This is a genomic window from Novosphingobium sp. CECT 9465 (genome assembly GCF_920987055.1).
Lineage (GTDB): Bacteria > Pseudomonadota > Alphaproteobacteria > Sphingomonadales > Sphingomonadaceae > Novosphingobium.
Genome location: NZ_CAKLBX010000003.1, coordinates 148798 through 175413 on the forward strand (window position 1 = coordinate 148798; position 26616 = coordinate 175413).

The 26616-nt window shown below is 59.3% G+C and carries 28 protein-coding genes and 2 pseudogenes; 13 read left to right on the plus strand and 17 right to left on the minus strand.

Annotation, left to right across the window (positions count from 1 at the left end; all coding sequences use genetic code 11):
- From LUA85_RS19930 to LUA85_RS19975, 10 genes are all read right to left on the minus strand, one after another.
- A complete protein-coding gene (locus tag LUA85_RS19930; protein WP_371823745.1) occupies positions 1–2364 on the minus strand; it encodes a heavy metal translocating P-type ATPase in 2364 nt (787 codons plus the stop codon).
- Between the two features lie 89 nt (positions 2365–2453).
- On the minus strand, positions 2454–3104 hold the full coding sequence (locus tag LUA85_RS19935; protein ID WP_184081799.1) for an isoprenylcysteine carboxylmethyltransferase family protein: 651 nt from the start codon (positions 3102–3104) through the stop codon (positions 2454–2456).
- A complete protein-coding gene (locus LUA85_RS19940) occupies positions 3091–3354 on the minus strand; it encodes a DUF2933 domain-containing protein (protein ID WP_184081800.1) in 264 nt (87 codons plus the stop codon). Before LUA85_RS19940 ends, LUA85_RS19935 begins: the two co-directional genes overlap by 14 nt.
- A 68-nt stretch (positions 3355–3422) precedes the next feature.
- Entirely contained in the window at positions 3423–4118 is a 696-nt protein-coding gene (locus LUA85_RS19945; RefSeq protein ID WP_231472132.1) for a cytochrome c3 family protein, read from the minus strand.
- Positions 4115–4801 (minus strand): iron reductase, encoded by a 687-nt coding sequence (locus LUA85_RS19950; protein ID WP_231472133.1) that lies wholly within the window; start codon positions 4799–4801, stop codon positions 4115–4117. The genes LUA85_RS19945 and LUA85_RS19950 overlap by 4 nt, the downstream gene beginning before the upstream one ends.
- A gap of 1 nt (position 4802) precedes the next feature.
- Complete coding sequence (locus tag LUA85_RS19955; RefSeq protein WP_231472134.1) at positions 4803–6518, minus strand: 2Fe-2S iron-sulfur cluster-binding protein; 1716 nt, start codon at positions 6516–6518, stop codon at positions 4803–4805.
- Positions 6519–6974: 456 nt separating this feature from the next.
- Entirely contained in the window at positions 6975–7304 is a 330-nt protein-coding gene (locus tag LUA85_RS19960) for a hypothetical protein (RefSeq protein WP_231472135.1), read from the minus strand.
- Positions 7305–7386: 82 nt separating this feature from the next.
- Positions 7387–7599, minus strand: a complete 213-nt coding sequence (locus LUA85_RS19965) for a hypothetical protein (RefSeq protein ID WP_184081805.1) — start codon at positions 7597–7599, stop codon at positions 7387–7389.
- Entirely contained in the window at positions 7596–8081 is a 486-nt protein-coding gene (locus LUA85_RS19970; RefSeq protein WP_184081806.1) for a heavy metal-responsive transcriptional regulator, read from the minus strand. Before LUA85_RS19970 ends, LUA85_RS19965 begins: the two co-directional genes overlap by 4 nt.
- A 161-nt stretch (positions 8082–8242) precedes the next feature.
- Positions 8243–8611 carry a hypothetical protein gene (locus LUA85_RS19975; protein ID WP_231472136.1) on the minus strand — a complete coding sequence of 123 codons (369 nt, stop codon included), beginning with the start codon at positions 8609–8611 and terminating at the stop codon, positions 8243–8245.
- Positions 8612–8860: 249 nt separating this feature from the next.
- On the opposite strand from LUA85_RS19975, the gene LUA85_RS19980 reads away from it, so the two are divergent.
- Positions 8861–10129, plus strand: a complete 1269-nt coding sequence (locus LUA85_RS19980; RefSeq protein ID WP_184081834.1) for a type II restriction endonuclease — start codon at positions 8861–8863, stop codon at positions 10127–10129.
- Between the two features lie 4 nt (positions 10130–10133).
- On the opposite strand, the gene copD is transcribed toward LUA85_RS19980, so the two are convergent.
- On the minus strand, positions 10134–11069 hold the full coding sequence (gene copD / locus LUA85_RS19985) for a copper homeostasis membrane protein CopD (RefSeq protein ID WP_184081808.1): 936 nt from the start codon (positions 11067–11069) through the stop codon (positions 10134–10136).
- 4 nt (positions 11070–11073) lie between these two features.
- Complete coding sequence (gene copC / locus LUA85_RS19990; RefSeq protein WP_184081809.1) at positions 11074–11454, minus strand: copper homeostasis periplasmic binding protein CopC; 381 nt, start codon at positions 11452–11454, stop codon at positions 11074–11076.
- A 244-nt stretch (positions 11455–11698) separates the two neighbouring features.
- Here copC and LUA85_RS19995 point away from each other — a divergent pair, with 244 nt between their 5' ends.
- The 6 genes from LUA85_RS19995 (at position 11699) to LUA85_RS20020 (ending at position 16970) form a co-directional block, all read left to right on the plus strand.
- Complete coding sequence (locus LUA85_RS19995; protein ID WP_231472137.1) at positions 11699–12016, plus strand: hypothetical protein; 318 nt, start codon at positions 11699–11701, stop codon at positions 12014–12016.
- The gene (locus tag LUA85_RS20000; RefSeq protein ID WP_184081811.1) at positions 12013–12447 is read left to right on the plus strand and encodes a periplasmic heavy metal sensor; all 435 of its coding nucleotides are present in this window, start codon (positions 12013–12015) and stop codon (positions 12445–12447) included. The genes LUA85_RS19995 and LUA85_RS20000 overlap by 4 nt, the downstream gene beginning before the upstream one ends.
- Entirely contained in the window at positions 12444–13016 is a 573-nt protein-coding gene (locus LUA85_RS20005; RefSeq protein ID WP_184081812.1) for an RNA polymerase sigma factor, read from the plus strand. The genes LUA85_RS20000 and LUA85_RS20005 overlap by 4 nt, the downstream gene beginning before the upstream one ends.
- 86 nt (positions 13017–13102) lie before the next feature.
- Complete coding sequence (locus LUA85_RS20010; RefSeq protein WP_184081813.1) at positions 13103–14998, plus strand: copper resistance system multicopper oxidase; 1896 nt, start codon at positions 13103–13105, stop codon at positions 14996–14998.
- A complete protein-coding gene (locus tag LUA85_RS20015) occupies positions 14998–16248 on the plus strand; it encodes a copper resistance protein B (protein WP_371823750.1) in 1251 nt (416 codons plus the stop codon). The genes LUA85_RS20010 and LUA85_RS20015 overlap by 1 nt, the downstream gene beginning before the upstream one ends.
- Positions 16249–16322: 74 nt before the next feature.
- Positions 16323–16970, plus strand: a complete 648-nt coding sequence (locus tag LUA85_RS20020) for a hypothetical protein (RefSeq protein ID WP_231472139.1) — start codon at positions 16323–16325, stop codon at positions 16968–16970.
- A 58-nt stretch (positions 16971–17028) separates the two neighbouring features.
- On the opposite strand, the gene LUA85_RS20025 is transcribed toward LUA85_RS20020, so the two are convergent.
- Positions 17029–17205, minus strand: coding sequence for a hypothetical protein (locus LUA85_RS20025; RefSeq protein WP_231472231.1), 177 nt, complete (start codon positions 17203–17205; stop codon positions 17029–17031).
- Between LUA85_RS20025 and LUA85_RS20030 the strand changes: the two genes are divergently transcribed.
- Entirely contained in the window at positions 17132–17578 is a 447-nt protein-coding gene (locus LUA85_RS20030; RefSeq protein WP_231472140.1) for a DUF411 domain-containing protein, read from the plus strand. The genes LUA85_RS20025 and LUA85_RS20030 overlap by 74 nt on opposite strands.
- Before the next feature lie 244 nt (positions 17579–17822).
- Here the strand turns inward: LUA85_RS20030 and LUA85_RS20035 are convergent.
- Positions 17823–18886, minus strand: a pseudogene (locus tag LUA85_RS20035) (IS5 family transposase).
- A gap of 219 nt (positions 18887–19105) precedes the next feature.
- On the opposite strand from LUA85_RS20035, the gene LUA85_RS20040 reads away from it, so the two are divergent.
- The 4 genes from LUA85_RS20040 (at position 19106) to LUA85_RS20055 (ending at position 22793) form a co-directional block, all read left to right on the plus strand.
- Positions 19106–19513, plus strand: coding sequence for a hypothetical protein (locus LUA85_RS20040; RefSeq protein WP_184081816.1), 408 nt, complete (start codon positions 19106–19108; stop codon positions 19511–19513).
- A 137-nt stretch (positions 19514–19650) separates the two neighbouring features.
- Positions 19651–21366, plus strand: a complete 1716-nt coding sequence (locus LUA85_RS20045) for a copper resistance system multicopper oxidase (protein WP_231472141.1) — start codon at positions 19651–19653, stop codon at positions 21364–21366.
- Complete coding sequence (locus LUA85_RS20050) at positions 21363–22295, plus strand: copper resistance protein B (RefSeq protein WP_231472142.1); 933 nt, start codon at positions 21363–21365, stop codon at positions 22293–22295. The genes LUA85_RS20045 and LUA85_RS20050 overlap by 4 nt, the downstream gene beginning before the upstream one ends.
- A 54-nt stretch (positions 22296–22349) precedes the next feature.
- Positions 22350–22793 carry a four-helix bundle copper-binding protein gene (locus tag LUA85_RS20055; protein ID WP_231472143.1) on the plus strand — a complete coding sequence of 148 codons (444 nt, stop codon included), beginning with the start codon at positions 22350–22352 and terminating at the stop codon, positions 22791–22793.
- A gap of 57 nt (positions 22794–22850) precedes the next feature.
- Here LUA85_RS20055 and LUA85_RS20060 read toward each other — a convergent pair whose 3' ends face one another.
- The 3 genes from LUA85_RS20060 to LUA85_RS20070 form a co-directional block, all read right to left on the minus strand.
- On the minus strand, positions 22851–23267 hold the full coding sequence (locus LUA85_RS20060) for a response regulator transcription factor (RefSeq protein ID WP_184081820.1): 417 nt from the start codon (positions 23265–23267) through the stop codon (positions 22851–22853).
- A 119-nt stretch (positions 23268–23386) separates the two neighbouring features.
- A complete protein-coding gene (locus LUA85_RS20065; protein WP_184081821.1) occupies positions 23387–24055 on the minus strand; it encodes a response regulator transcription factor in 669 nt (222 codons plus the stop codon).
- Positions 24042–25577, minus strand: coding sequence for a PAS domain S-box protein (locus LUA85_RS20070; protein ID WP_231472145.1), 1536 nt, complete (start codon positions 25575–25577; stop codon positions 24042–24044). The genes LUA85_RS20065 and LUA85_RS20070 overlap by 14 nt, the downstream gene beginning before the upstream one ends.
- Before the next feature lie 268 nt (positions 25578–25845).
- Here LUA85_RS20070 and LUA85_RS20075 point away from each other — a divergent pair.
- Positions 25846–26615 (plus strand): annotated as a pseudogene (locus LUA85_RS20075) (IS5 family transposase).
- Position 26616: the final 1 nt, after the last annotated feature.

Sequence of the window (26616 nt, forward strand, 5' to 3'; positions counted from 1 at the left end):
TCATAGCCGGACAATCCGCAGGCGCAGGGCATTGCTAATGACGCTGACCGAGGACAGGGCCATGGCAGCCGCTGCAATGGCGGGCGAAAGCATCCAGCCAAATGCCGGGTACAGCGCGCCTGCCGCAATCGGGATACCCGCCACGTTATACGCGAACGCGAAGACCAGATTCTGGCGGATGTTGCGCATGACGGCCCGCGACAGCCGCCGCGCCCGCACGATGCCGCCCAGATCGCCCTGCAGCAAGGTCACGCCCGCACTTTCGATAGCGACATCGGCGCCCGCACCCATGGCGATCCCAACCTCTGCCGCAGCGAGGGCTGGTGCATCGTTGACGCCGTCGCCGGCCATGGCGACGCTGCGGCCTTCGGCGCGCAGCTTCTGGACGACGCTGGCCTTGTCCTCGGGCAGCACCTCGGCCTCGACATCATCAATTCCCAGACGGGCTGCAACCGCGAGCGCCGTGGTGCGATTGTCACCAGTCATCATGACGATGCGGATGCCATCGGCTTTAAGGTCGCGGATAGCCTGGGCAGATGTTTCCTTGATCGGATCGGAAATCCCCAGGAGCCCTGCCAGTTTGCCATCGACACTGGCGAAGATCGCGGTCGCACCTTCGGCGCGCATCGCTTCGGCGTCGGCGTTGAGCTGAGCCGTGTCGATCTTCTGCTCGGCCATGAAACGCGGGCCGCCAAGGAGGACATGCTTGCCCGACACTGTACCTGTCACGCCGCGCCCCACCGGAGAATCGAAATCGCTGGCCTGTTTTAGTTCGAGCTTGCGGTCCTGCGCAGCGCGCAGGATGGCATCCGCCAGCGGGTGTTCGCTTCCCCGCTCCAGGCTGGCGGCCAGGCGAAGGATCTCGTTTTCCTCCCAGCCACTGACAGTGCGGATACCGGTCACAGCGGGCCGTCCCTCGGTCAGCGTTCCGGTCTTGTCGACGACGAGCGTGTCGATCTTCTCGAAGCGCTCGAGGGCCTCGGCATTCTTGATCAACACGCCCGCTTGCGCGCCGCGCCCGACACCGACCATGATCGACATGGGGGTGGCGAGGCCAAGAGCGCAGGGGCAGGCGATGATCAGCACCGAGACCGCAGCGACCAGGGCATAGGTCAGGCGCGGGTCCGGCCCGAATAGCGCCCAGGCGGCAGCGGCAACAAGCGCGACCGCAATAACTACAGGGACGAACCAGCCAGAGACCTGGTCCGCCATGCGCTGGATCGGCGCGCGGCTGCGCTGCGCCTCTGCCACCATCTGGACGATCCGCGAGAGCAGCGTCTCACTTCCAACCTTCTCGGCCACCATGACGAAACTACCGGTCTTGTTGAGCGAGCCAGCGATGACCTTGGCGCCGGCTTCCTTGGTCACCGGCATCGACTCGCCGGTGACCAGCGATTCATCGATCGAGACCCGCCCCTCGGCTATGACGCCATCGACAGGCACCTTTTCGCCGGGACGAACCCGAAGGTGATCACCGACAACGATCAGGTCGAGCGTGACTTCTTCGTCCTGCCCATCCGCGGTGATGCGCCGCGCAGTCTTAGGCGCCAGATCGAGCAACGCCTTGATCGCGCCTGAGGTGCGCTCTCGCGCCCGAAGTTCCAGAACCTGTCCCAACAGGACGAGCACGGTGATCACGGCGGCCGCTTCGAAATAGACCGGAACGGTGCCCATCGTGTCGCGAAAGGCCGGGGGAAACAACGACGGCGCGAAATGTGCGACGAGGCTGTAGAGATAGGCGACGCCCACGCCCATGGCGATCAGCGTGAACATATTGAGGTGGCGCGACTTGATCGAGGCCCATCCGCGCACGAAGAACGGCCAGCCAGCCCACAACACGACCGGTGTTGCGAGCCCAAACTGGATCCAGTTCGATGTCTGCTTGCCAACGAACATCATGAGCCCGGTCAGGTGACCGCCCATCTCGAGCGCGAAAACGGGTAGGGTCAGGACGAGTGCAATCCAGAAGCGCCGGGTCATGTCGGTGAGTTCTGCACTGGGTCCGGTATCGAGCGTAACGGTCGCAGGCTCCAGGGCCATGCCGCAGATCGGGCACGAGCCCGGCCCGAGTTGCCGTACCTCCGGATGCATCGGACAGGTGTAGATGACGTCGTTCGCCCCTGCTGGCGGCGGTGCAGCCACCTTGGAGAGGTACAGATCGGGGTTGGCGACAAACTTGGTGCGGCAGCCAGCGCTGCAGAAATGGTAGTCCTGACCATGATGAGCAGCATGGTGTTCGGTCGCCGACGGATCGACTTTCATCCCGCAAACCGGGTCGATCGTGGCCGGACTGCCGGCCTTTTTCGCCGCACCACTGCAGCAGGCGCCATCATGGTCATGCGCCTTGTGATCAGTCGATGTCATATCGATTCTCCTCTAACGCATCATCATATGGGGTCTGACATCATGTCAGGGTCAAGCGTTCATTTTATACAGGCCAACGGACTGGCATCTCACCTGGCGCTTTCACTATGCCATCTGGGGAAGAAGCCACCGGTTTGCGCCATATAGTCACGATAGGCATCGCCGAATTCCGCAATCGCAGCTTGCTCTTCATGGCGCGCTAGGCGGACGTACATCACCACCAGAACCGGATACATCACAACCGTCAGCAGCGTTGGCCATTGTAGCAGGAAACCGGTCAGGACCATGATGAAGCCGACATATTGCGGGTGTCGCAGACGTTCGTAGATACCGGTTGTCGCCATGGCGCGATTCTGCTGGGCGGCATGGAGGACGGCCCAGCCTGCAGAAATTAGCCAGAAGCCGGCACCGATCAGGACGAAGCTTGCCATGTGGAAGGGGCCAAAGTGCGGGTTGACCCGCCATCCGAACATCATTTCGAGCAGATGGCCTGCGTCGTGACTGAACCAATTGACGCCAGGATAATGCGACTGCAGCCAGCCCGAGAAGAGATAAATGGTGAGCGGAAAGCCATACATTTCGGCAAAGAGCGCAACGAGAAACGCACTGAATGCGCTGAAGCTGCGCCAGTCCCGCGCCGACTGCGGTTTGAAGAAGCTCAGGGCAAACAGGATGAAGATCGCCGCGTTGACGAAGGCGAGGCCCCACAGGCCGAAGCCCTGCATGTCATGCGTTCCCATTGTCGCCTCCCTTTTCCGGCGTTGATTCTGACGCAGGCGGCACGGCATGGGTGCGACCGTGATTATGGCCGTGATGCATGAAGAGATGCATGATCGGGCAGGATAGGAAGAGGAGCAGTGGCAGTGCGGTCAGGACATGAGCTGCATGCTCCGTCATTAGGTAATAGCCTGCGACGACTGCGAATCCGATAAAGACCACTTTTGCCCCGGTCGGCATTCTTGTCCTGCAATGATATTGAGCGTCCGGCATATATTATTCCTCCTGCTCCGCTGCCGATTATTTAAAAACAATCGAGATGGCCGTACGCAATTCAATAATTAATGCACTTTCACCATGCCAACTCTTCTAATGTTGTTGAACGAGTCGGTTTGATGGCAACTGTAGCACTGATCGACTCGGGCATTGTGTTCGCCTGAAATAGGCTGATCCATCATTTGAAAATGCATCATGTAATGGCTCGGAGGTGCCTTGTGGCACTGTGAACATTCGGTCGATCGTGGACTGGGATGGAGATAGCCCGGAATTTTCCAGCTCGAAGTCTGGTGGCAACTGGCACAATCTTTCCCGAAATACCCTTTGTGCCTGTCGATCGGGGCATGACAGGATAGGCAGTCGAGCGTGGTCGCGGAGCCGCCTTTTTGAATGGCGATCCGTTCAAGCAGACCGTGATCCATCTTTGTTGGCCTGATACCGAACCCTTGATGTTCAACATGACAACCGGCGCATTCCGATATCTTCGCGTGGAATGCGGTCGCAGGTTTCATCAGCAAATCCGTGGCGGCTGCGTGGCATGTTATGCAGTTTTGTGCCTTCACGCCGCTGTTGGGGGTGTGGCAACTCTCGCACTTGTTCTCGAGGAAGGCATGTGCCTTCGAGAGCGGCCCTGGTTCGACAGCTGACACCCAGCGCGGAGCTGCGGCGCTACTCGAACGATAGACGCTAACCGGAATGGCGATGGCGGCAAACAGGGCGATGGCTCCCAAAGCCAGGTAGAACAGGTTGCTGGGTTTCATGGGAGCCACCGCAGGCCGAAATAGTAGCTGCTCCAGACATGGATGAAGAGGAGCCCGTACATTGCGATCGCGGCACCAATATGCAGGATGAGCCAGCGTGAAAGAGTGCGCTTGATCGCGTCGCGGGCCATGATGGCAAATTCGAGGTCGGATATCGCGCCAAGCAGGTGGCCCAGAGGTAATCCTGCCGGGCCTATACTAGGCGAACCAGGTATCTGCGCCGGGGCTGTGCGTGCAAACGCGTCGAACTGGTCTCGCAGCAGTTTAAGTTCGCGCTGCTGCAGTTTCAGTTCTTGGCCGATCTGGGCTAGATAGTACCGGCCGATAAAGCCGGTGAAAGCGACAATCAGCATAGTTGCAACCAGCGCCACGCCAAGCGTGCTGTCGAACTTGTGTCCCGAATGAACAATTCCGAGCAAGGCGCCGATGCTTCCGGCATAGGCGTGGAAGGTCATCAAGGCGCTGAGCGAAATCCGGCCAGTCACTAGTTGCTTGAGCTTGGGCTGGTGCTTGACCGCCGTGTACACCATCAACAACAGGAACAGCGCCGCCGCGACAATGCCGATTATGCTGCCCGTCAGGCTCCCGGGGAACCTCGGTGCAGTGTGGATGATGAATGCGGGCACAAGCAATACGAGCGCCCCGATCAGCCCACTGATTGTGGTTTTCTCGGTCTCGGTCATTTCACGCGTCCACGACCAGGTTTCCGGTGGACTTGGCCTGACAGGCCAGAATCACTCCCGACGCTTTTTCGGCCGCCGAGAGGGCATCTTCGACCTCCATTACGACCTGGCCTTCGCGCAGCGGCACTTTGCATCGGCCGCAAGTTCCCTGACGGCAATCGTAGTCGATGGTGACCCCTAGTGCTTCCGCCGCTTCCAGCACCGACTGGTCCGGCGCCAATGGACTGGACTTCCCCGACCCCGAGAAGGTGATCGATGCATGTGCGGAAAGCGCGGGAACAGGCGGTGAGGCGTCGGTTCCGGTTTCTGCCGAGGCCGAGGCCGACGCCTGCGGCAACGCTTCAGCTTCCAGTACCGGTCCGCCTTTCGGGGGAGCGAAGTCCTCAGTTTTGACTTGTTCGGAAGGCACTTTAAGCTCTTCGAGCGCGGTCTTTACCGCTGCCATCATGGGTGGGGGTCCGCACAGGTGAATGCGGCGGCGAGCTATGTCCGGAACGGTCGAGGCGATGAATTCGGCCGTGATATAGCCAACCGGGCCCGTCCACTCTGTGCCCTCAGGCTTGGCGACAACGGAAGCAATGTGCAGCCGGGGGTGACGCCGGGCGAGATAGTCGCATTCCTCGGCAAAGATCAAATCCGCAGGCGTATTCACTCCATAGAGCAAAAAGACGTCGTAGGCGTACGATCGGTCGGTTAGGCTGCGCAATACACTCATCATCGGGGTTATACCGACGCCGCCAGCAATCAGGACGATTCCTTCAGCCTCTTCGCCGGTGAAGAAAAACCGGCCCGCAGGCGCGGCGATCTCGAGGAGATCGCCGGCGAGTGCGTGATCGTGCAAATGGCGCGATTCCAGGCCATTCTGCTCGCGTTTGATGGTCAGCTCGATATAGTCGCGTTGGGTTGGCGACGATGAGATTGTATAGGATCGTCGCACCTTCTGGCCGTCGATCTCCGACGTGATGGTGGCATATTGCCCCGGCAGGAAGCTGAAGGGAATGGCCCCGCCACTTGGCTCCATCAGCCGGAAGGTCTTCACAGCGGGTGTTTCCTGGAAGATCGCCTTGATCCGCAAGGTACCCTTCCATGGCTTTTGCTGTGCTGCGGCAGGCGAGGACGGCATGGTGGTTGGCGGCGGGGGCGGACTTGCGGGACCGGTGGTTACCGGAGCTCCCGAAGCCAAACGCTCGACAAGCCCGGCAACACGCCGACGCCGGGCGTTCCATGACAGCAGCGCTGCCGCGACTGCAGCGGCAAGGAGTGCCATTGCGATCAGGTGCCACCATGACAGACCTGCAAGATCGCCATGAGTCGGCATCTGTTTGTCTCCTCCAATTGCAGTCTCGGTTTTGAACCAGCTGAGCGCCATATCGCGGGGCGCGCGTTCCTCGGCGAGCCCCTTGAGCACGCTTGCGCCGCTCTCCGCGAGCGCTATATTCTCGCGTGCCCGTGAAATGGCCGTGGAAGCGGCGGCAAAATCGTTCATGGACATTGCATGGTGGATTTGCGTCTGCTGTGTCGAAAGCGCGACCATTCCGGCATTGAGCCGCTCAAGCGCCAAGGGGCGCACGGCACTGCGTGCGTCGTCGGTCAGCGCCGGCCATTCCATCAGGGACGCGTAATAGGGTTTTACTCCGCCCATGCCGCAGCAGCCTGCAGCCATACCGCCCGGCGATGAGCCGGCCGGAGCCATCATCTTCTGCATCATCTGAGCCATTGCACCCCCCGCAGCCGGGCTGCCCGAATTGCCGGGCATTTGCGCGGCGCTTCCTGGAGGAGGGATAGCTTGCGACGATCCGGCAGCGGTTCCGGGATGATGGGAGGCATGCTCGGCTGCGGGGTCCTGCGCCACAAGCGGCTGTGCCGCCACAAGCGCCAGGCCGGCCAAGAGGATTCGCGGGCGTCCAGCTACGCGCCGGGAAGTTGCTCTGGTTAGAGAGTTAAAATGGACCTGCAACGCCCCGATCCTTCATTCATTGGTGTCATTACGTCGAACTGATGCGCGGGGCTGAAGGGATCGAGCTGGACCGACCGATTTTCGGCCCCCCTTGGCGGCGTAATTGAGATACGACAGTTAACCATGCATGCCCCGGGCAAGGCGATCTGCCTCACGGTGCGACCCGTGTCCAAACGGACATAGACAATAGCGCGCTCGTCGGATCGACAAGCCTGCTTACATATCCTTCATGGGTGCTGCCGGGCTGTCGCTCGGCGACGGGCTGGCTCCTGGCCCCATCTGGTTCCCTTGGCGCATGGAATCATGGTCCATTTTCTGGCGGTGACGCTCAGCCATATCGTTTGGCATCGTATCCCCGCTTGCACGGTTGGCATCATCAGCTGCGCTGGCCGCGGCCTCGTTACCGGTTGCAGCCGGTGCATTGGTCGTTGCGCTCGCGGTAGGCGTTGCTGTTGTATCGCTGGCCTTCTTGTCACAGCCGGCAAGCAAGCCAGCCAGTGCAAATGCACCAATCGCCGACGCGGTGATCTTGGTAAACAGTGTCATGACGTCTTCTCCTTGTGATGTAGTGAGTGGAGCCGCCGAGGCGAAGCAACGACCTGCTGCCAGCCTCGGCGGCTCCAGGCGGCTATTGCTTGAGAATCTGCTGGCAGCGAGCATGCGACAGGTTCATCGGATTGATACCCCGTCCCTTCATTTCGTTATGGTCGTGGGTCTGCCCGACGCCCATCTCGCTTTCCATTCTCTGACAACTCTCGACCTCTGCGCTCGTCGGCGGAATGGTTGCGCAGGCGCCCAGCAGGCTGGCCGGCAGAAGAGCCAGGATCATTGCGTACCTCATGTTAATTCCCTCCTTGTTGTAAGAGTGGTGGTCCTCTCCATCTTGCTCGTTTTTTGTTCTTTCGACCCGAGTTCCACAAAGTCCCCATTTGAGAGGAAATCGAGGATCGGGCAGGCATCGGTCGCGGCATCCTGGGGGCAGGCATCGGCCAGCTTTTGAAGAATCTCGCGGATGTGGCCGAGCCGCTCGACCTTGAGTTTGGCTTGATCCAGTTTGGCCAGTGTCACGGCCAGAATATCCGAGGCCTTGGCATGATCGCTCGCTTTCAACTCGAGCAGCGATTTCGTTTCGGCGAGGGTGAAATCGAGCGATTGGGCGGCACGGATAAACCTCATCCGATCGACATCCGACTGGTCATAGAGCCGGTACCCCGAACTGGTGCGCTCGGGGGGCGATAGCAGACCGGTGCGCTCGTAATAGCGAATGGTATCCCTCGGTACATTTGCAGCCTGGGCCAATTCGCCGATTTTGAATCGAGTCATAGCCGATCACATTCCAAAATAACCCTTAGACCATGGTCCAAGGTCAAGAAGGATTCTGCGCCGGAACTGCTCTGAATTGTCGTCGTCAGTTCAGGAGTGCCAGCTCAGGCATTGCGGCGGTGGGCGTGGAAACAGCCGTTTGCTGTCTCCACGCCCTGCGTTTAGCGCCGAGTGCGGCGCAATTCGACAATGTCGTGTACGGACGGAGCGCCATCGACGACGCTTACGTGGGCGAAGTGAGCGTCATAGACGTGGTCGATACGGACATGACCAGTCCGTTCCCGGCGAAATGTCGGGCCCGCGCCTTTATTGCCGGGGCCTGGGTTCTGCACGACCTTGTAGGCATCGAGAATCTGGCCAACCGTCGCCCCATCTTCGCTGCCGATGCAGACGACCTTGCCTTCTGCTTGCTCGCCAACGATCGAGCCGCGCATGAACCAAGAGTGGCCGACGCTAGCGGCAGCTACGGGGACGGCGCCCAGCATGGCGATGCTGGCGATGGCGAGAGAAATTTTGGTCTTGAGCTTCATTTTCGGTCTCCGTGTGTGAAAGTGGTTGTTCGCCTCTCCGGAACCAGAGACTATGGACCCTACTCCCGGTTCTATATCCGTAATGTCCCCAAGGTGGCGAAGCTGCGCAAACCGCCAAATTGAGGTACGCTTCGACGATGACCGGCATTTGTTCCATGTGCTCAGACGGGTCGCTGGCGTTGCCCTGAGAGCTTGGCTACAGCACCTGGGTGGTGTTGGGTGGAGACCTTGACTTTGGCTGATTTCGACATGCGGGCTCGACAACTGATCCAGCGCTGGAAAGAGGATCCCAACGCCACCTACCAAAGCTGGTTTTTGTGGGACGAACGCCTGAAGAACTTCCGTTCGATCCGTCGCGGTCTTGCCCAAGTCGTTGACGCTATTGAGGATGGCAGTTTTGGCGTGGCGTACCGCGGCTCTTCGCTCGAAACCGTGGTCCATTCAATCGCCGAGCAGCGGCAGATTTTCAAAGGTGCCGACCACGCCTTTCTCTGGAAGCCGAAGCTGCGGATACCCGACATCTACGAGAACCCGGTCAACCAGCGCGCGTTTGGACAGCTACTGCACCATTGCGCCTGCTGCGATACCGCCGAAGAGGTTGTCGCCGGCATTCACGAGATCGATGCGCTGAAAATAAAGGGCTTGGGCCCGGCGGTTGCCAATCTTCTCTATTTCTTGCACCCGACTCTTGTACCCCCGTTCAACACGGCTATCGTGAACGGGTTTAACAAGCTGACTGGTGCGAAAGTCAAACTTGGCAGTTGGCAGCACTTCCTCGCGATGCGTTCCGGCATGTTGGACCTCAATGAGCAGTTTCGGGATCTGCTGTCCAATGACCTCGGGGCAATCGGAGGTTTGTTGTTCGATATTGGTTCCGGAAGGTACCCAGCGCCACCCCGTGACGATGTAGACGAAAAACCTGGAAACTGGATTGCGCGGCTTGAACAGGCACGCATTGAAGCCGCGGCCCTAAACAAGCCGCTCGCCAAACAGGGAGAAAGTGACCGCACGCACTCGGAGATACAGGCCTGGCTGAGAGACCTCGGCCATGCACTCGGATATGATGTCTGGATTGCGGCGAACGATCGCAGCCGCCTGCATGATGGCCGCAGACTAGGCGAAGGGTGCCTGACGTCATTGCCTGAAACTATTACGACCTCACGCGGCGGTGATGCCATTCGTCTGATCGATGTGCTCTGGTTGGACCAGGGCGCTGCCACGGTGGCGGCCGCTTTCGAGGTCGAGCATTCAACGTCGATTTATTCGGGCATTGTGCGTATGCTGGACTTGGCCTTGAGTGGCAGCGACCTTCACGCCTCGGCCGGTCTTTATCTGGTTGCTCCCGATGCGCGCGAAGCTGAAGTCCGCGCCCAGGTATCCCGGCCCGCATTCAGCCGCATAGCCGATCTGGAAATTGCTTACCTTTCCTACGGCGAGCTTGAGCGACATAAAGACGCGATCTCGCGATTTGGCTCGGGCCTCAAGGCCATAAAATCGATCGCGCGGCCTTTGCCTTGACTACTTACATAGCTGAAGCCGGCGGTGGGAGCAGACCCAGCCACGCAACAAGACCCAGGACCAGCAATGCGATTGTGCTTTCCAAGGCGAGGCTTCTTCGCAGCGATCGGACTGCTGATCCGGTATCCCCGGTCTCCATAGCGGTTGCCAGGGCTGGCGTATAAACAAACCGGTTCGCTCCGGCCAGGACGAGCATCAGGGCGAAGAGCATGAGTTTGACGAGCAGGAGTTGCCCGTAGAGCGTCGTAAACAGGTCGCCAAGATGGGCGGGCCCGACTAATATCCAGCTGTTGACCAGGCCCGATGCGATCAAAGCCGCGACCGCTCCCGAGCCGACGATGCCAAATCCATGCAGTGCCCGGTGCGACAGCACAACACGATCGTGGCTCTCGTCAATCGGCGGCATGAAAAGTAGCAGCAGCATTGCCAGCAAGGCACCGATCCAGATCCCGGCGGCCCAAAGATGGAGAATATCTGCGCTGAGATGGACCCATCCGGTCAATCCCTCGTCCGCAGCGCCATGTCCCGCCCAGGCAAGCGTCGCCAATGCTATTGCGCCACAGAGCGAGGCCGTCTGCAGGACAAGAATTGGTCGCCACCTGAGCAGCAAAGCGCACAGACCGCTCGCCACAAGTGCCAGCAGCCGAACCAGCCATGCGGTACCGATTGACGTCCCTGTTATCAGCATGGTCAAGGTCGCGCGATCGACTTCGGTGATCGGCACGTCCGCCATCGAAGCGGCAAGAACCATCATTGCTAAAACCGACAGTGCTATACCGAGGATTGATCCCCAAGCGAGGATCGATCGAAATGGCAGGACCGAGCCAGTTGCCCGTTCGGCTCCGCGAAGTGCATAGAGCCCGAACAGCGGAAGCCCAAAAAGCGCCATCAGGTCGAGGTAGAGCCCCGACCTGATGGCTATGGAAACCGCTTCCGTCATCAACTTAGTTCACCTTGAAAGTATAGGTACCCTGGATCCGGTGCGTGTCGGCAGACACAACATGATAATTGAGCTTGTAGGTACCCCGCGCCAGCGGGCGGGCCAGCGCTACGACGAGGGTCTTTCCGTCCGGCGCTACCGTCGCAGCCACGCCATTGATCTTCATCGGTCCCATCTTCATGCCCGGCATTTCGGTCATGGTGAGATCGATGCCGGAAAATTGCCCGACAAGGTTTTCCGAGAAGGTCAGTTGGATGCGGGTGGGTGCTGCGACCGTAGCATTGGCCGCAGGCGTAGCACCGATGAGGCGCGGATGTGCCATGGCGGCGGTGGCCGAGAATGCAGCCGACGTAAGCGCCAGGACATAGAGTGCTTTGCGAAACATTATCTTCTCCAATGATGCGGAGGTTTCCGCCAACACTGATTATTACGCACGGCAAACGACGACCCCTCATGGCGAAAACAAAAAAGTCGGCGCAGCCCGAACATTTTGTTGCGATTGCGGGGAGTGCAGCAAATTTTTTGAGGGCTTCGCTCCCGCGCCGCGTATTTGCTAGTAGGTCAAGACAAAACTGCGTTGTGTCAGGCTTTTTGAGTAGGAGTCGCCACATTGCTTAAGCGAACCGGCGATGCTGGCGCTGGCCGTGAGGATTGGAGAACGGGCAATGACGAATGACCTTGATGTTTTGCTCCGTCGTTTGCGCGAGGAGCCGCTCCCTTCCGGGCTCGACCGTCTGGACCAGATGGTGTTCGAGCGTTTGGCATTGATCCAGCAATTTCCGCCTGAAGCGCTCAGACGGGCGAGCTTGTTTGCAATCGTCGGGGCAGCCCTGCTCGGCATGGCAAGCAGTGCGTTCTTGCCCTCGGAGGCGGCCAGTTCACCTTTGACATCCTTTGCGCTGGCAAATCCTCTTGCCCCATCGACGTTGCTATTGGGTGCGCGATGAACAAGCGTGCCTTGTTCCTGATCATTTTGGCCGGGTTCTCCGGCGCCCTGGGCGGGGTATTAGTTGGTCGGCAAGTTTCCGCTCCGCCTGAGGCAGGTGCTGCGCTCCATCAGCTTCTGCACCGGGATTTGGATTTGGACCCGCGTCAAAATGAGCAGATTGAAGTGCTTGAGCGTCAGTTTTCGGTCAAGTTGCAGGCGCTTCAACTCGAGATGCGCGCGGACAACGCGCGGCTCGCAGCGGCTATCGAGGCCGAACACGACAATGGCCCCCAGGTGGTTGCTGCAATCACAAGGAGCCACGAGGTCATGGGCGAGCTGCAAATTGCAACGCTTGGACACATCTTCGCGATGCGGAAAGTGCTTCGTCCGGAACAGGCAGATAAATTTGACCGTGCCGTAGTTCAGGCGTTGACCGCCGACGTGCGGTGAGCATCGACTTTGCTACCTGTACCGACGGAGAGCTTGCGGCGCTTACGCTGGCGGGCCGCCAAACTGCCTTCGCCGAAATCCTGAATCGGCATCGAAAGCCGATCTACCGTCTCGTCCGCGGATTGGTCGGGGACAGCGAAGAAGCAATCGATTTGACGCAGGACTGCTTTGTCGCCGCTTATTCCCATCTGGGATCCTATGATGGGAATAGGCCCATGCGGGCGTGGCTGTCCCGTATCGCCATAAACAAATGTCGCGACTGGCGCCGCCGACGCTTGGTACGCCGCCTCTTTTCCGGGGCCGAGGTCTGGAGTGAAGAGGAGGTCAGAGCAGTACCCGATGACGGACCATCAGCTTTTCAGACGCTGGCAGCAAAGGGGGAGCTTGGCCGCCTGACCAAGGCGATCGACCGGCTACCATCATCGCTTCGCGAAGTCCTGCTGCTGCGTACTGTAGAAGGATTGAGTCAGGCAGAAGCCGCCGCAGTTCTCGCAGTCAGCGGTAAGGCGGTCGAAACGCGCCTGCATCGCGCCCGGACGCGTCTTTCCGAATTTCTCGGCGATCGTTGAGGGAAAATGGGAGTTCGTGCGTAAGGCATAATGAGTGTTTTCTGTCCCCGGCTCAGGGGACCTGTTAGCGATCGAGAGGGAACAATATGCGCCGGGCGCTGAATCGCCGTGCTTTTATTCGCAATGCAACCTTGGCGGGCGGCGGTTTCGCGGCTTCGGCATGGTTCCCGGCTTGGGCCCAGTCGGGATCGGCGGGAATTGTGAAGCCGCTCCCGACTCTGGCAGGTAATGACATTGCCTTGCGGATTGCACACCAGGTGATGATGATCGATGGTCACCAAAGCCATGCGATCGGGATAAACGGTACCGTACCTGCGCCCTTGATACGGCTGCGCCAGGGCCAGACGGTTCGCCTGGCTGTGACCAACGATCTTGAGGAAGACAGTTCGATCCACTGGCACGGCCTTTTGGTTCCCTTCCAGTTTGACGGTGTGCCAGGCGTCAGTTTCCCGGGCATCAAGCCAAGAAGTACGTTTGTATATGAGTTCCCGGTCGTCCAGGCCGGAACGTACTGGTATCATAGCCACTCGGGCCTTCAGGAGCAGCTTGGCCATTATGGTCCGATCGTAATCGATCCCGCCGGCGAGGACCCCATCCAATCTGATCGAGAGCACGTCATCGTGCTTTCTGATCACAGTCAGATGCACCCGCACGCGATCTATCGCAAACTCAAGCAGGTTGGCGGCGGCTATTTCAACCACCAGAGGCAGACCTTGGGTGGCCTGGCGAAGGGTGAGGATCAGCCGCTCAAGGACCGTCTTGAGTGGGGCAAGATGCGGATGGATCCTGCCGATATCTCGGATGTGACCGGTTCGACCTACACCTATCTGGTCAACGGGCACGGGCCAAAAGACAACTGGACGGCGCTGTTCCGGCCGGGTGAGCGTGTCCGGCTTCGCGTTATCAATGCCTCGGCCATGACCACGTTCAACGTCCGAATTCCCGGCCTCAAACTCAGTATCGTCCAAGCCGATGGACAAAATGTCAGACCGGTCGAAGTCGATGAGTTCCAGATCGGGGTTGCCGAGACCTACGATGTAATTGTCTCGCCGTCCGACGATCGCGCCTATACTCTCGTTGGCGAATCCGTTGATCGCTCAGGCATGGCCCGGGCAACGCTTGCCCCCAGGGCTGGAATGGCCGCGGACGTGCCAAACCTGCGCAAGCGTCCCCTCGCGACCATGAAGGACATGGGTATGGACATGGCCGCCATGGATCCAGGCGCGGCCCAAGCAGGGGGCACCCCGGCAATGCCGGGTATGGATCACGCGGCCATGGGGCATGACATGACGGGATCCGCAGCTGGCGGGATGGCCGGGATGGATATGGGGTCAGGTCAGTCTGCTGGAGGCATGAACCATGGCTCGGCAGGGAGCGCGGCACCCGGCGGAGCTGCCGACAGCTCGATGGCTGGCATGGCCATGGGTTCGATGAGTATGCGGGATCCTGCCAATGCACCGCAAGTCAAAATGGGTCCTGGCGTGCAGACAATTTCTCCGATGCCGATGGATCGTACCGGCGAACCAGGGCAAGGGCTCGACGACGTCGGGCATAAGGTCCTTGTCTACCGCGATCTGATGGCCCTTGAGCGCAACCCCGATGTCCGTGCGCCCGATCGCGCCATGGAAATCCATCTGACCGGGAACATGGAGCGCTACATGTGGTCGTTCGACGGCGTGAAGTTCAGCGACAAACGCGAGCCCATTCCCTTTCTTGCGAACGAGCGCGTGCGCGTGACGCTTGTGAATGATTCGATGATGTCTCATCCAATTCACCTGCACGGACATTTTTTCGAACTGGTCACGGGCCACGGCGAGTTTTCGCCGCGCAAGCATACGGTCAACGTGCAACCGGGCGGGAAGGTAACGTTCGACTTTACCGCTGATGCCGTGGGCGATTGGGCGTTCCACTGCCATATGCTTTACCACATGCATGCCGGGATGATGCGCGTTGTCTCGGTCCGTCCGCGAGGAGAAGCATGATGCGCTGCTTTCATCTTTTCGCTGGCGTTGCTGCCTTTGCGGTCCTTGTGACGGGTGAGGCGCAGGCCCAATCGATGCCGGGCATGCCGGGCATGAACACGCCACATGTCGCAGTCCCGGTGCCTAAAAAGAAGGCAACGAAGGCCCCACCAGGGGCGAATAAACGAAGGGCTGTGGCGAGGCCCCCTGCAAGGCGCGCGCGAGCCCCTGTAGCACATCCCGCAGCTCCGGCTCCAGTAGACCACACGGGGCATGACATGTCAGGGATGCAGATGTCTGCGCCGTCCGCCCAGACTCCCGTAGTGTCGCAATCCGGCGAGCATGCCGGGCATGATATGTCTAGCATGCCCGTCATGGCTCCGTCTTCCCAAACAAACGGCGCCGCAGCTGACGAAATGTCCGGCATGGATATGTCGCAGGGTTCCGGATCGGCTATGGACCACAACATGGCCGACATGCCCGGAATGAAAGATCGGCACAGTGGGGGAACAAGCCTTTCTGCCGGTGAAGCGCCGGCTCCGGCACCGCCGTCAGATCACTATGCCGATCGCGTGTACGGGCCTGCTGCCATGGTGGATTCGCGAAGCTCGCTTCAGCGCGAACACGGCGGGACCAGCACTTCTTTCGTCTCACTGAACATCGCTGAATATCAGGTCAGGAATGGCAAGGATGGGTATCGCTGGGACGGCGAGGCCTGGTATGGCGGCGACGTCAACCGCCTTACCTTGAAGAGCGAGGGAGAAGGCGAGTTCCGGGGCGGCAAAGCGTTCATGGAAACCGCGGAGATCCAAGCGCTTTATAGCAGGGCAATCGACCCGTACTGGAACCTGCAGGCAGGGGTCCGCTATGACTTCAGGCCCGATCCGTCCCGGACATATGCCACGATCGGCATCGAGGGGGTGGCACCTTACTGGTTCGAAACAGAAGCGGCAGTTTTCCTGTCCAACAAGGGAGAAGTGCTTGGCCGTATCGAAGGGTATTACGACCAGAGAATCACCCAGCGGTTGATCCTCCAACCGCGCGTAGAGATCAATTTGTCGGCACAGGATGTTCCGGAAACCCGCATCGGGGCGGGCATTACCAATGCCGAGTTTGGCCTCAGGCTGCGGTACGAGCTGAAGCGCGAGTTCGCGCCCTACATCGGAATTTCGTACGATCGGCGTATGGGCCGAACGGCCGACTTTGCACGGGCGGACGGCGAGAATGTTTCGGCGACAAGTTTCGTCCTCGGTGTACGGACCTGGTTCTGAGTCCCGTCCGCCATCGCTTCCATGTCAGGTCGAGCCGACTGCACCGCTGGCTCGCGCTCATTATTGGCACCCAATTGCTGCTCTGGTTTGCAAGTGGTCTGCTGATGAGTGTCCTTCCGATCGAAAGGGTGCACGGTGATCACCTGATCGATCGGTCGGCGCAAAATATCACGATCGATGCTGATCATTCCGCGCTCGGCAGGATCCTGCAAACGGTAGGTCGTCCAGTCCGGGAAGTGCGGCTGCGCAGTTTGCTCGACAGACCGGTGGTCGAAGTGGAAGGTGTCGACAGTTCCTTGCAGCTCTTTGATGGGCAGAGCGGTCACCGACTTTCTCCGCTAAACGAACAGTGGGCGCGGTCGATAGCCATGGGTGTCTATCGCGGGGCTGGAAAGCAGCCCTCTACGGCTTTGCATATTGCTCAAGCATCGACGGAATATCGCGGGCCACTTCCAGCTTGGCAACTGGCTTTTCCGGACGAAGAATCGACCCGAATCTATGTATCTGCAAACACAGGGAGAATTACAGCTGTCCGAAATGGGACTTGGCGGCTCTATGATTTTTTCTGGGGACTTCACATCATGGACTGGAAAAACCATGAGGATTTCAACACGCCTTGGTTGATGGCTTTTGCGGCAGGCGGTCTGGTTTTGGCATTGTGTGGAACAGTGCTGCTGTATTTCCGCTGGCCAAAGAAGCGGCGTAAACCCAAAGCCCTTTGACCACTCCAGTTTATTTTCCCCCGGCATTCACGACGAGGAATTTGACTAAGTAGCGTTGTCAGATTTGATATAAAGCAAAGAATTTCTGAAAATTAAGAGTATCTCGCGCAAGCGCAGAAGCGTAAAAAATGTTTTTACCTTCTTGATACCTGGAGCGTACGATGAGGACATCTTCAATTTTCGCAACATTGCTTGCATTCGCCATCCCTTCTGCAGCAATGGCTGCCGCGGACATTGCCGTTCACAGAGATCCCGGCTGCGGATGCTGTGAGAAATGGGCTAACCAAGTGCGCCAACAGTTCGCGCGCCGGGTTGTCATCATCGACGATCTACAGCGCGTGGCGTTTCAGCGCGCGAAAGGCGTCCCAGGCAGACTTTCGTCCTGCCATACCGCGATCGTTGATGGCATGGTATTCGAAGGACACGTGCCCATCGCGGATATGAAGCGGGTGCTTGCGCAGCGACCTCGCGGCGTCGCCGGCCTCGCGGTTGCTGGAATGCCAATGGGATCGCCGGGCATGGAAGTGCGCGGGCAGGCACCGCAACCTTATAATGTGATCGCATTTGGCCCAGGCGGAGAGAAGGTCTTTGCCCGCCACGGCAGGTAAAGTGGCCCGTCCGTACGCAGAATATCAGTACGCCATAAGCTTTGGCGGCTATTCCTATCCGCTCGCTCACATGCCCTCGGGACGACGCAAGCGTCAGCTTGTTTGCGCCTAATAACCTGGGCACCTCCATCAACCCGTTGATATAAGCGGATTTGGGGAAGCGGCGTTGGATTTGACGTGATTTCAAGCCTCTTGGGGCTCGATATCGGCTGTTTTCGGTGGTTTTCCTTTCTTTCGGACGCAGCTATCCTGTCGCTGCCCGTCGCTCGTGGAATATCAGGCGGTGCATGTTGTAGGCGAGGTTGGCGAGTGCGATCTTGGCCTCGGCGCGCTTGATACCGATGGTGCGGATGAACAGCCCCATCTGGTCCTTCTGCCGGGCGAAGACGTGCTCGACGCGGGCGCGGACCTTCGATTTGACGGCGTTGGCCTTGGCGGTGCGCTCGGTCATCGGCCTGCCGCGCGGTTTCTTGCGGTGGATGCGGCTGACCCGGCTCTGCCGCTTGAGCCACGCCTCGTTGGCCTGGCTGCGATAGGCGGTGTCGGCCCAGACATCGGAGGCGGTGTTGTCGCTGGTGACGACGTCGCGCAGCATTTTCCCGTCAAAGCGCGCCACATCGGTGACCTTGCATTTGCGGATGAAGCCGAAGGTCCGGCAGATCGACACGCTGCTCTTGTAGCCGAAGCTGGGGATGGCGATGCCCGGCCTGCCGTCAGATAAGGGGCTTGGCTTTGACGAACTTCAGCGTCCAGCGCGCGTCCGTATCCTTTTGCGCCGCCCGGGCAGGCTAGTCAGGCCATATCTCGCTGGCGGTCTTGCCTGCCTTGATGGCGTCCTTCTCAGGCGCGGTGTTGCGCTGCTTGGGCGCAGCCACCAGCGTGGCATCGACGATCTGACCACCCATGGCGAGATAACCGCGTTCCTTGAGCTGCCGGTCGAAGTCTGTGAACACCGCGTCAAGCGCACCCGCCTCGGTCAGCTTCTCGCGGAACAGGCGGATCGTGTTGGCATCGGGCGTGGCCGCGCCAAGGTCAAAACCGAGGAAGTGCAACCAGCTCAACCGGTCCCGGATCAGATACTCCATCGGGCACGTTGTTCTGCGCCGCCAGCACCAGAACCTTGAGCATCGCCACCGGATCATACGGCGGGCGGCCGCCCTTGGCACCGTCAGCATAGGCCAGCGCCGCAGCCAGTGTCGGACGAAAAGCCTCGAAGTCGTTGATCCGGTCCAGTTCTTCCAGCGGATCGCCATGCGCCGACAGCCGCTTCAGATGTTCCGACAAACCAAACAATCCCGCCTGACGCATCGCTGTCCCGTCAGGAAGACTGAATCAAATCAGGCCGGAAATGTCGAGGGGTTGTTGGAGGTGCCACCTTGTCGAGCAAATACTTGCTGCAGACATCTCCCGCAAGCGGCATCCGTAACATTCCTCATATCGCTAGCAGATGCAAAACTCCATTCCTGCGGGCGATCAGCACGGGTCCTTACGCAGTTTTGGTCCCAATGCGAAACAAGGAGTGCAGACGTGAGCAAGATTTTCAATCGTACGGTCATGGTTCCGGTTATTTCCGCCCTTGTGGCGTTTGGTGGTGGCTACGCAATCGCCGACGAGATCCCGCCGGGAATGAAGGATCTTCCGGCAAAGCCGCAAGCCGCTGCAACGACGGGCCAAACCTCCAATCCGTGCGGCACTGCGACACAAGCGGCGCATCGAGCAGGGATGCGCCATGGTGAGCGTGACATGCACGGCACGATGATGGAGGAACACCAGATGGGCGCGAGCGGATCGCAAGCCATGCCGATGGGCGGTGGCGGTATGCAGTCCGGTTGCGGTGGCAAGGCCGGATGCGCCAAGGATATGCCCAAGGGTTCGACTGGCGGCTCAATGGCACCAAGCCAGGGTAGTTCTCCGATGCCAATGAATGACATGTAGCAGCAACATTCACTAGGTGGGCCGGCAAAGGAAAACTGCCGTCCCACCTGGTCGACGTACTGACCTCGCTCGGCTCAGCAGCGCGGTCATGCCTGCGGTCTAATGGCACCCCTCAAAATTCTGGACAGACCATCACAATGCATGATTTGTACCGTGTACCGCAACCCGCTGCCAAGCTCGGACGTCGGCAGTTTGTTCAGGCGCTTTCCTTGGTAAGCGGATTGTGCGCCGCCGGTTTGGCTTGGAATCCAGCCAACGCGGCACCGGCAATCAGGCGGTCTGAGGAGCTCAGCGGCACGGAATTCGATCTGGAGATCAGCCGGATACCGGTGAATTTCTCAGGACGGACCCGGTTCGCCACCGCCGTCAATGGCACGGTTCCGGGACCACTGCTGCGCCTTCGAGAGGGCGAAACCGTCACGATGCGCGTCAAGAACAGTCTCGATGAAATGACCAGCGTGCATTGGCATGGTATTATCCTACCGACAGACATGGATGGTGTGCCCGGGATCAGTTTCAAAGGCATCGCGCCCGGAGAGACATTTACCTACACGTTCGAGGTTAAGCAGGCGGGTACGTACTGGTATCACGGACATACTCTCGCCGAGCAGACCGGACTATACGGCCCGATCGTAATCGAGCCTCGATCCGGGCCAGGGACAGCCGCGGATCGTGACTATACGGTTATGCTCAGCGACTGGACGGATGAAGCGCCTCTGCAGGTTTTTCTCAATCTCAAGAAGATGAGTAGCTATTACAATTTCGCCCAGCCAACGGCAGGCGATTTTGTCTCCGATGTGTCGAAGCTTGGTTGGACGGCAGCAGTGGCCAAGCGCGAGATGTGGAACAAGGCGCGCATGAATCCGACGGATCTCAGCGATATCTCGGCAGCGACCTACACCTATCTTTGCAATGGGAGCAACAACACTCGCAACTGGACCGGGATTGCGCGCAAGGGCGAGCGGGTGTTGTTGCGTTTCATTGGCGCGGGCACTGCGACTTTATTCGACGTCCGCATTCCTGGGCTGAAGCTGACCGTGATCGGCGCCGATGGTCAACCGGTTGAACCTGTTGACGTTGATGAGTTCCGCATCGCGCCGGGCGAGACCTACGATGTTCTGGTGACGATCCCCGATGACCGGGCTTATACGATTTTTGCGCAATCCATGGACCGGTCCGGATCCGTGCGCGGCACGTTGGCTCCGACGGAGGGAATGGCGGCGGAGGTCCCGAAGAGGGACCCGCGCGCGTGGCTCGACCCGATCGACATGATGGGGGCCATGGGCGCCATGACGGGCGGGGAGCACGACCATGGCGTTGTCCAAAAAACTGAGGTCGCCCATCACGCTCGCACCGAATATGGCCCCAATGTTGATATGCGGGTCGACTCTCCCCGCATCAACCTCGACGATCCCGGCGTGGGCCTGCGCGGCACGGGACGCAGAGCACTGACCTATGCTGACTTGCGGACGTCCGGTGGGGCAATCGACCCACGCTCACCCGAGCGGGATATCGAACTCCATCTGACCGGCAACATGGAGCGCTTCATCTGGTCGATTGACGGCGTCAAATTGAATGATTCAAAACCGCTGCATTTCAAGCCCAACGAGCGTCTACGGATCATCCTTGTGAATGATACCATGATGACCCACCCGATGCATCTTCACGGCATGTGGAGCGACCTGGAAGACCCGGGGGGCAATTTCCAGGTCCGCAAGCACACCATATCGGTGCAGCCGGCACAGCGCATTGCCTTTCGCGTCGCAGCCGATGCCATGGGCCGATGGGCGTTCCACTGTCACCTCCTTTACCACATGGCGGCGGGCATGTTCCGTGAGGTTGTCGTCGCATGAACCGGACCCTTATCATCGGCGTCGCGGCCATTTCGACGTTTATGGCCGCACCCCGGGCCTGGGCTCAAACCACCCAGGAACAGCCTGCAGCGCATGACCAGCAAACGCCGCCAGGCATGGTCATGCCCGACCCACAGCAGCCCGCTACGGCCAGTCCGCGGCCTTCCGATACGACTATGGCCGGGATGGACATGGGGGCGATGCAAAGTAGCAAACCGGCTGCCGATGCCCGTGACACCGACGCCTATTCGGACGGCTATGTGAACTCGACACTGCCCGGATACGAAATGGCAGATCGCCTGTCCGTATCGAAGGTGCTTATCGACGAAGCAGAGTTCACGACTAACAATCAGGGTCAAGGTTTCAGTTGGTCCGGTGCGATCAGCAACGGCCCCGATAACAACAAGCTCTGGCTGCGCAGCCAAGGCCTGAAGCAAGCGGGGGAGCAGCTCGATCCGGAATCTTCGGTCGAGGCGATGTGGTGGCATGCCCAGCGCCCCTATTGGGGGAGTCTGGTCGGTGTGCGGCAAGATATAGGTCCTGGCGCCCATCGCTGGCTGGCTGCAGGTATTGAGGGTCTTGCCCCCTACTGGTTCGACATTCAGCTGACAGGCTATGTCGGTGACGACGGCCGCTTGGCGGCGCGGCTCAAGGCGACCTACGATGTCCTCTTGACGAACCGGCTGATTGCTACCCCGCAACTTGAGACGAATGTTTATAGCAAGAGCTCAAACGACCGCAGGTTGGGGGCAGGGCTGAGCAATCTCGAACTAGGCTTGCGCATCCGCTACGAAGTTGAACGCAAAATTGCGCCTTACATCGGATTTGTCTGGGAGCGATCCTTCGGCAAGACAGCAGATTTCAGGCGTGCAGTCGGTGAAAATCCGACCGAACGCCGCTTTGTCGCCGGCTTTCGCATTTGGTGGTAACATGTCCGAATATCGAGGCGGTTTGCTTTAATATTGGGGAAAAGGGAGGCTGAAATGCTCGATCGGCGTGCGGTTATAGGTTCGGGCGCTGCGCTGGCAGGGGTGGCTCTGACCAGCTCGGCGGCAGCGGAGGCGACGGCCTCTGGGCGAGACTCGATGGGGGCGATGAACTTCGATGCATATGTTGACAAATGCATGGCCGCCCATCGCCAGTGTGTCGAAACTGCCACTTATGCGATCGGGCAAGATCGTTCGGCGGAGTCCGCGAAGCGTATTGCCATTCTGCTCGATTGCGCCGAGCTCTGTCAGGTAACAGCCAATTCGATGCTGCGAAAGTCGTCGCAGCACGCGCTGCTTTGCGAAGCCTGTGCCCGCCTCTGCGAGAACTGTGCCGAGGCATGCCTCTCGAAAGACAGCGATGCCGTGATGCGCAATTGCGCCACTATATGCCGCGACTGCGCCCGTGCCTGCCGTGATATGGCGAGTATGCGGATGTGAGGAGTCTGCAGAACCGAAATTGAGTTAGTCGTTTCCGCGTTCTGATGTGCCTGGGTGTCAGCAGGAGCACTGGTCGTTCGCGGCGGCATCGAGCAGACGTCTGATCGATGCCAGCAGCATGTGTTCGCCAAATGGCTTTTCCAGGACATTGGAAAAGCCGGCGGCAATTGCACGATCCGCCAGTTCCTGCGAATAATGCCCGGTGATCAAGATCGCGGGCTTTGTCCAACCAGCAGCGCGCAAGGCTGTCAGCATGGAAATACCATCGATATCGGGCATGAAGTAATCAACCACGAGGCAATCGCTCTGATGCGCGCCGGGATCGAGCAGCAAGGCCTTCGCCGTCGTGTAGGACCGCACATCATAGCCTTTCGATCTGAGCAACAGTTGCAGCGAGCGCCGCACGCCGACATCGTCCTCCGAAAGGATAATTCTGCAAGCACACACTTTGCCGTGCTTGGTGCTAGGGCGCATACGACCGCATTGCCTCGTCAATTTGCTTGTTGGTAGCATATGGAATGACAAGATACGGCGATGGCGTCGTTACGTATTGATCCCATGGTTTGGGAGGACGCTGACTCTGTCAGCCGATTCTAGTCCGATTTCTGTTCGTCGCCGTCGTCGTTTTTCAAGACGCCCACATCACCTGAACGGCCGAGGCCGGCAGCAAATGCTATTCGCAGGACATCGGACAAACTGATTGCGCCAAGTTTTGTCATGAGGTTCGCGCGGTGAACCTCGACCGTACGCGCCGAGATACCAAGATCATAGGCAATCGTTTTGTTGGGGTAGCCGTTCGCCAACCCTTCAAGCACGTCGCGCTCCCGGCCAGTCAAACCGGCGATCATCACGGTCGCCTCGGTAGAGCGGGCCGAACGGCCTAGTGCATCATCAAGTCTCTCAAAGCCTTCTTCGATGGCCCGCAGCAAAGCCGCCTTTTCGAACGGCTTCTCCAGAAAATCGACGGCACCGGCGCGCATGGCACGCACTGCGAACGTTACGTCGCCATGCCCGGTCAACACGATCACCGGCATTGTTATTCCGCGCTTCGCCAATGCGGCCTGAACTTCGAGGCCGTCCATATCTGGCATGCGAATGTCGAGCAGGACACAACCTGCCTCCGCTGACCGGGCCGTCTTGAGAAACTCAACGCCCGACGCATAGGTAATCACCTTGATGCCGATCGTCTTGAGCATGAAACCCACCGACTTGCGGATGGCTTCTTCATCATCGACAAGATGAATGATCTTATTGGGCGACATGGTCGTCCTCCGTCTGCGCTTGCATTAAGGTGAAATGGAAAACGGTACCGCCGTTCGGCACCGCTTCGGCCCAGATTCGACCGCCATGCGCTTCGATTATTGTGCGGCAGATCGACAGGCCGAGCCCCATCCCATCCGCCTTGCTGCTGACGAACGCCTCGAACAGTTGCGGTAGGATACCGGGAGCGATTCCGGGTCCGGTGTCCGCGATGGACACGAGGATAACACCTCCGCTCATCATCTCGGTCGAGACCACTAGGTCGCGCACAGCGCTGCCGGCCATTGCCTCGATTGCGTTGCGAATGAGATTGATCAGCACCTGCTGGATCTGAACGCCGTCGACCAGGACCGGTGTGGCGGCGGGATCAAGCTTGAGAATGGCACGTACACCCCGCTCGCGAGAACCGACGAGCGCAAGCGCGCTGGCATTTTCAATCAGCTGCTGCAGATCTTCGATGTGCTTTTCGGTTTCGCCATGCGCCACAAAATCACGAAGCCGCCGAACAATGTTGCCCGCCCGGAGCGCTTCCTTGGCCGCCTCTTCCATAGCTTCGCGGACGATTTCAATGGAATTGTCACTACCGTCGATGAGCAGGTCTCGGCATGCCTCCAGGTAATTTGCTACTGCGGTCAGCGGCTGATTTAGCTCATGTGCGAGCGTCGATGCCATCGTGCCCATTGCACTCAGCCGCGAGACATGGATCAATTCTGATTGCAACTCCTTGAGCCGCAATTCGTCGCGCTCCCTGGCAGTCAGGTCGCGGATGAAACCGGTAAAGAGCTGGCGTCCGTGGGCGCGCGCCTCTCCGACCGAAAGCTCCATCGGGAAGGTCGTGCCATCCCGCTTCTGCCCTGCAACGATCCGCCCGATCCCGATAATCCTGCGCTCGCCAGTTTTGTGATAATGATCGAGATAACCGTCATGCCTGTCCCGATCGGGCGAGGGCATGAGGCAGCTGACGTTTTGCCCGAGCAGTTCCTGTTCGGTATACCCAAACAGGCGTTCCGCGGCCGCACTGAATGACGTGATCCGTCCCTGCTCATCAATGACAATCATGGCATCGGGAACGGTGTCGAGAATGGATTGGAGGTGCTCCTCACGCTCCTGGACTGCCCTTTCCGTTGCCGCCTCGTCCGTGATGTCACGGCATATCCCGCCAAACCCCATAGGCGCGCCGAATTCATCGTGGAGCGCAGTCAACGTCGTGCGCGCCAGAAACTCGGATCCGTCCCGGCGGACGCGCCAGGCTTCATACTCAATCTTCCCAGCCGCCAAAGCCCGGCTGAGTTCTTCGGCGGGATCCCCGCCCTCCGTTTCGTCGTGAGGATAGAGAAATGCAATGTGCTGACCGCGCACATCCTTCTCGATCCAGCCACTCATGGTCTCGAAGCCGGCACTCCAGAGCGTCACGTAGCCGGATGTGTCGAGCACAAAGAAACCGTAAGTGTCCGCGCCGTCGAGGAACTGCTCGAGCACCCCAGATCGAGCGGGCCTGGTCGCATGCGGTCGTTTAGTGGTCATATGACTTTCGCGCGCCCTTTCCAGGACATCTGGCACGACTGCACGCGAGGCGGATGGTACACATCCCTTGAATTCACCCTGCAATGGCCCTTGTTATAAGTTACGCATCAGCCGACGGTACCCCTCACAAAAATCAAAAAATATTCAAACTAAGCCCGCTATGACCGTTTGTGTGCCGGCGGATCGAAGCACTAGGTCACATACCCATAAACAGGATTCACAAACGGCCTGAGTTCTGATTCAACCTTCCGGTGCAGGGAGGCGGGAGATGGCGCGTTTCGATTTGACGGATTTCGAGTGGTCGGTGATCGAGCCACTACTTCCGACCAAGGTCCGGGGTGTGGCGCGTGTTGATGACCGCCGGGTGTTGAACGGTATATTCTGGCGGCTGCGCACCGGGGCTCCATGGGCGGATATTCCGGCACGCTACGGGCCGCACACGACTTGCGTGAACCGCTTCAATCGCTGGCGCAAGGCGGGCCACTGGGCGCGGATATTGCAGGCTGTCTCAGCGGCTTACGAGGGCGACATCCAGATGATCGACAGTTCGTCGATCCGCGTTCACCAGCACGCAGCCAACGCCCAAAAAAAGATGGCCGATCCCGTTGCATGGGTCGCTCGCGCGGCGGCCTGACGACCAAGATCCATGCCCTGGTCGATGCGCTCGGCCTGCCGATCGGCCTCAAGTTGACCGAAGGACAGGCCCATGATGGTCGATCCGCCGATGATATGCTCGACGGCCTGAGCGAAGGCTGCGTCCTGCTGGCCGACCGAGCCTACGACAGTGATGCCATGCGCGCCGCTCTGGCGAAACGCGGTGCATGGGCCTGTGTGAAACCCATGCCGAACCGAAAGCGCATCCCGGCTTTCAGCCCGTTCCTCTACCGCTATCGCAACCTCGTCGAACGCTTCTTCAACAAACTCAAGCATTTCCGAGCCGTCGCCACACGATACGACAAGCGCGATGACAACTTCCTTGCCTCAGTCCAGCTCGCATCAATCAGGATCTGGTTGCGACATAATGAGTCGGTGACCTAGT

Coding starts and splice junctions, on each gene's coding strand:
- LUA85_RS19950 (WP_231472133.1), bottom strand. CDS start 4,801: ATGACCGAGACCGAGAAAACCACAATCAGTGGGCTGATCGGGGCGCTC.
- LUA85_RS19975 (WP_231472136.1), bottom strand. CDS start 8,611: ATGAAGCTCAAGACCAAAATTTCTCTCGCCATCGCCAGCATCGCCATG.
- LUA85_RS20015 (WP_371823750.1), top strand. CDS start 14,998: ATGCGCTGCTTTCATCTTTTCGCTGGCGTTGCTGCCTTTGCGGTCCTT.
- LUA85_RS20055 (WP_231472143.1), top strand. CDS start 22,350: ATGCTCGATCGGCGTGCGGTTATAGGTTCGGGCGCTGCGCTGGCAGGG.
- LUA85_RS19970 (WP_184081806.1), bottom strand. CDS start 8,081: ATGACTCGATTCAAAATCGGCGAATTGGCCCAGGCTGCAAATGTACCG.
- LUA85_RS19940 (WP_184081800.1), bottom strand. CDS start 3,354: ATGCCGGACGCTCAATATCATTGCAGGACAAGAATGCCGACCGGGGCA.
- LUA85_RS19935 (WP_184081799.1), bottom strand. CDS start 3,104: ATGGGAACGCATGACATGCAGGGCTTCGGCCTGTGGGGCCTCGCCTTC.
- LUA85_RS20065 (WP_184081821.1), bottom strand. CDS start 24,055: ATGTCGCCCAATAAGATCATTCATCTTGTCGATGATGAAGAAGCCATC.
- LUA85_RS20045 (WP_231472141.1), top strand. CDS start 19,651: ATGCATGATTTGTACCGTGTACCGCAACCCGCTGCCAAGCTCGGACGT.
- LUA85_RS19945 (WP_231472132.1), bottom strand. CDS start 4,118: ATGAAACCCAGCAACCTGTTCTACCTGGCTTTGGGAGCCATCGCCCTG.
- LUA85_RS19930 (WP_371823745.1), bottom strand. CDS start 2,364: ATGACATCGACTGATCACAAGGCGCATGACCATGATGGCGCCTGCTGC.
- LUA85_RS20030 (WP_231472140.1), top strand. CDS start 17,132: ATGAGGACATCTTCAATTTTCGCAACATTGCTTGCATTCGCCATCCCT.
- LUA85_RS19995 (WP_231472137.1), top strand. CDS start 11,699: ATGCTGGCGCTGGCCGTGAGGATTGGAGAACGGGCAATGACGAATGAC.
- copD (WP_184081808.1), bottom strand. CDS start 11,069: ATGACGGAAGCGGTTTCCATAGCCATCAGGTCGGGGCTCTACCTCGAC.
- LUA85_RS20070 (WP_231472145.1), bottom strand. CDS start 25,577: ATGACCACTAAACGACCGCATGCGACCAGGCCCGCTCGATCTGGGGTG.
- LUA85_RS19960 (WP_231472135.1), bottom strand. CDS start 7,304: ATGACACTGTTTACCAAGATCACCGCGTCGGCGATTGGTGCATTTGCA.
- LUA85_RS20000 (WP_184081811.1), top strand. CDS start 12,013: ATGAACAAGCGTGCCTTGTTCCTGATCATTTTGGCCGGGTTCTCCGGC.
- LUA85_RS19955 (WP_231472134.1), bottom strand. CDS start 6,518: ATGGCTCAGATGATGCAGAAGATGATGGCTCCGGCCGGCTCATCGCCG.
- LUA85_RS20025 (WP_231472231.1), bottom strand. CDS start 17,205: ATGTCCGCGGCAGCCATTGCTGCAGAAGGGATGGCGAATGCAAGCAAT.
- LUA85_RS20060 (WP_184081820.1), bottom strand. CDS start 23,267: ATGCGCCCTAGCACCAAGCACGGCAAAGTGTGTGCTTGCAGAATTATC.
- LUA85_RS19980 (WP_184081834.1), top strand. CDS start 8,861: ATGCGGGCTCGACAACTGATCCAGCGCTGGAAAGAGGATCCCAACGCC.
- LUA85_RS20010 (WP_184081813.1), top strand. CDS start 13,103: ATGCGCCGGGCGCTGAATCGCCGTGCTTTTATTCGCAATGCAACCTTG.
- LUA85_RS19965 (WP_184081805.1), bottom strand. CDS start 7,599: ATGAGGTACGCAATGATCCTGGCTCTTCTGCCGGCCAGCCTGCTGGGC.
- copC (WP_184081809.1), bottom strand. CDS start 11,454: ATGTTTCGCAAAGCACTCTATGTCCTGGCGCTTACGTCGGCTGCATTC.
- LUA85_RS20050 (WP_231472142.1), top strand. CDS start 21,363: ATGAACCGGACCCTTATCATCGGCGTCGCGGCCATTTCGACGTTTATG.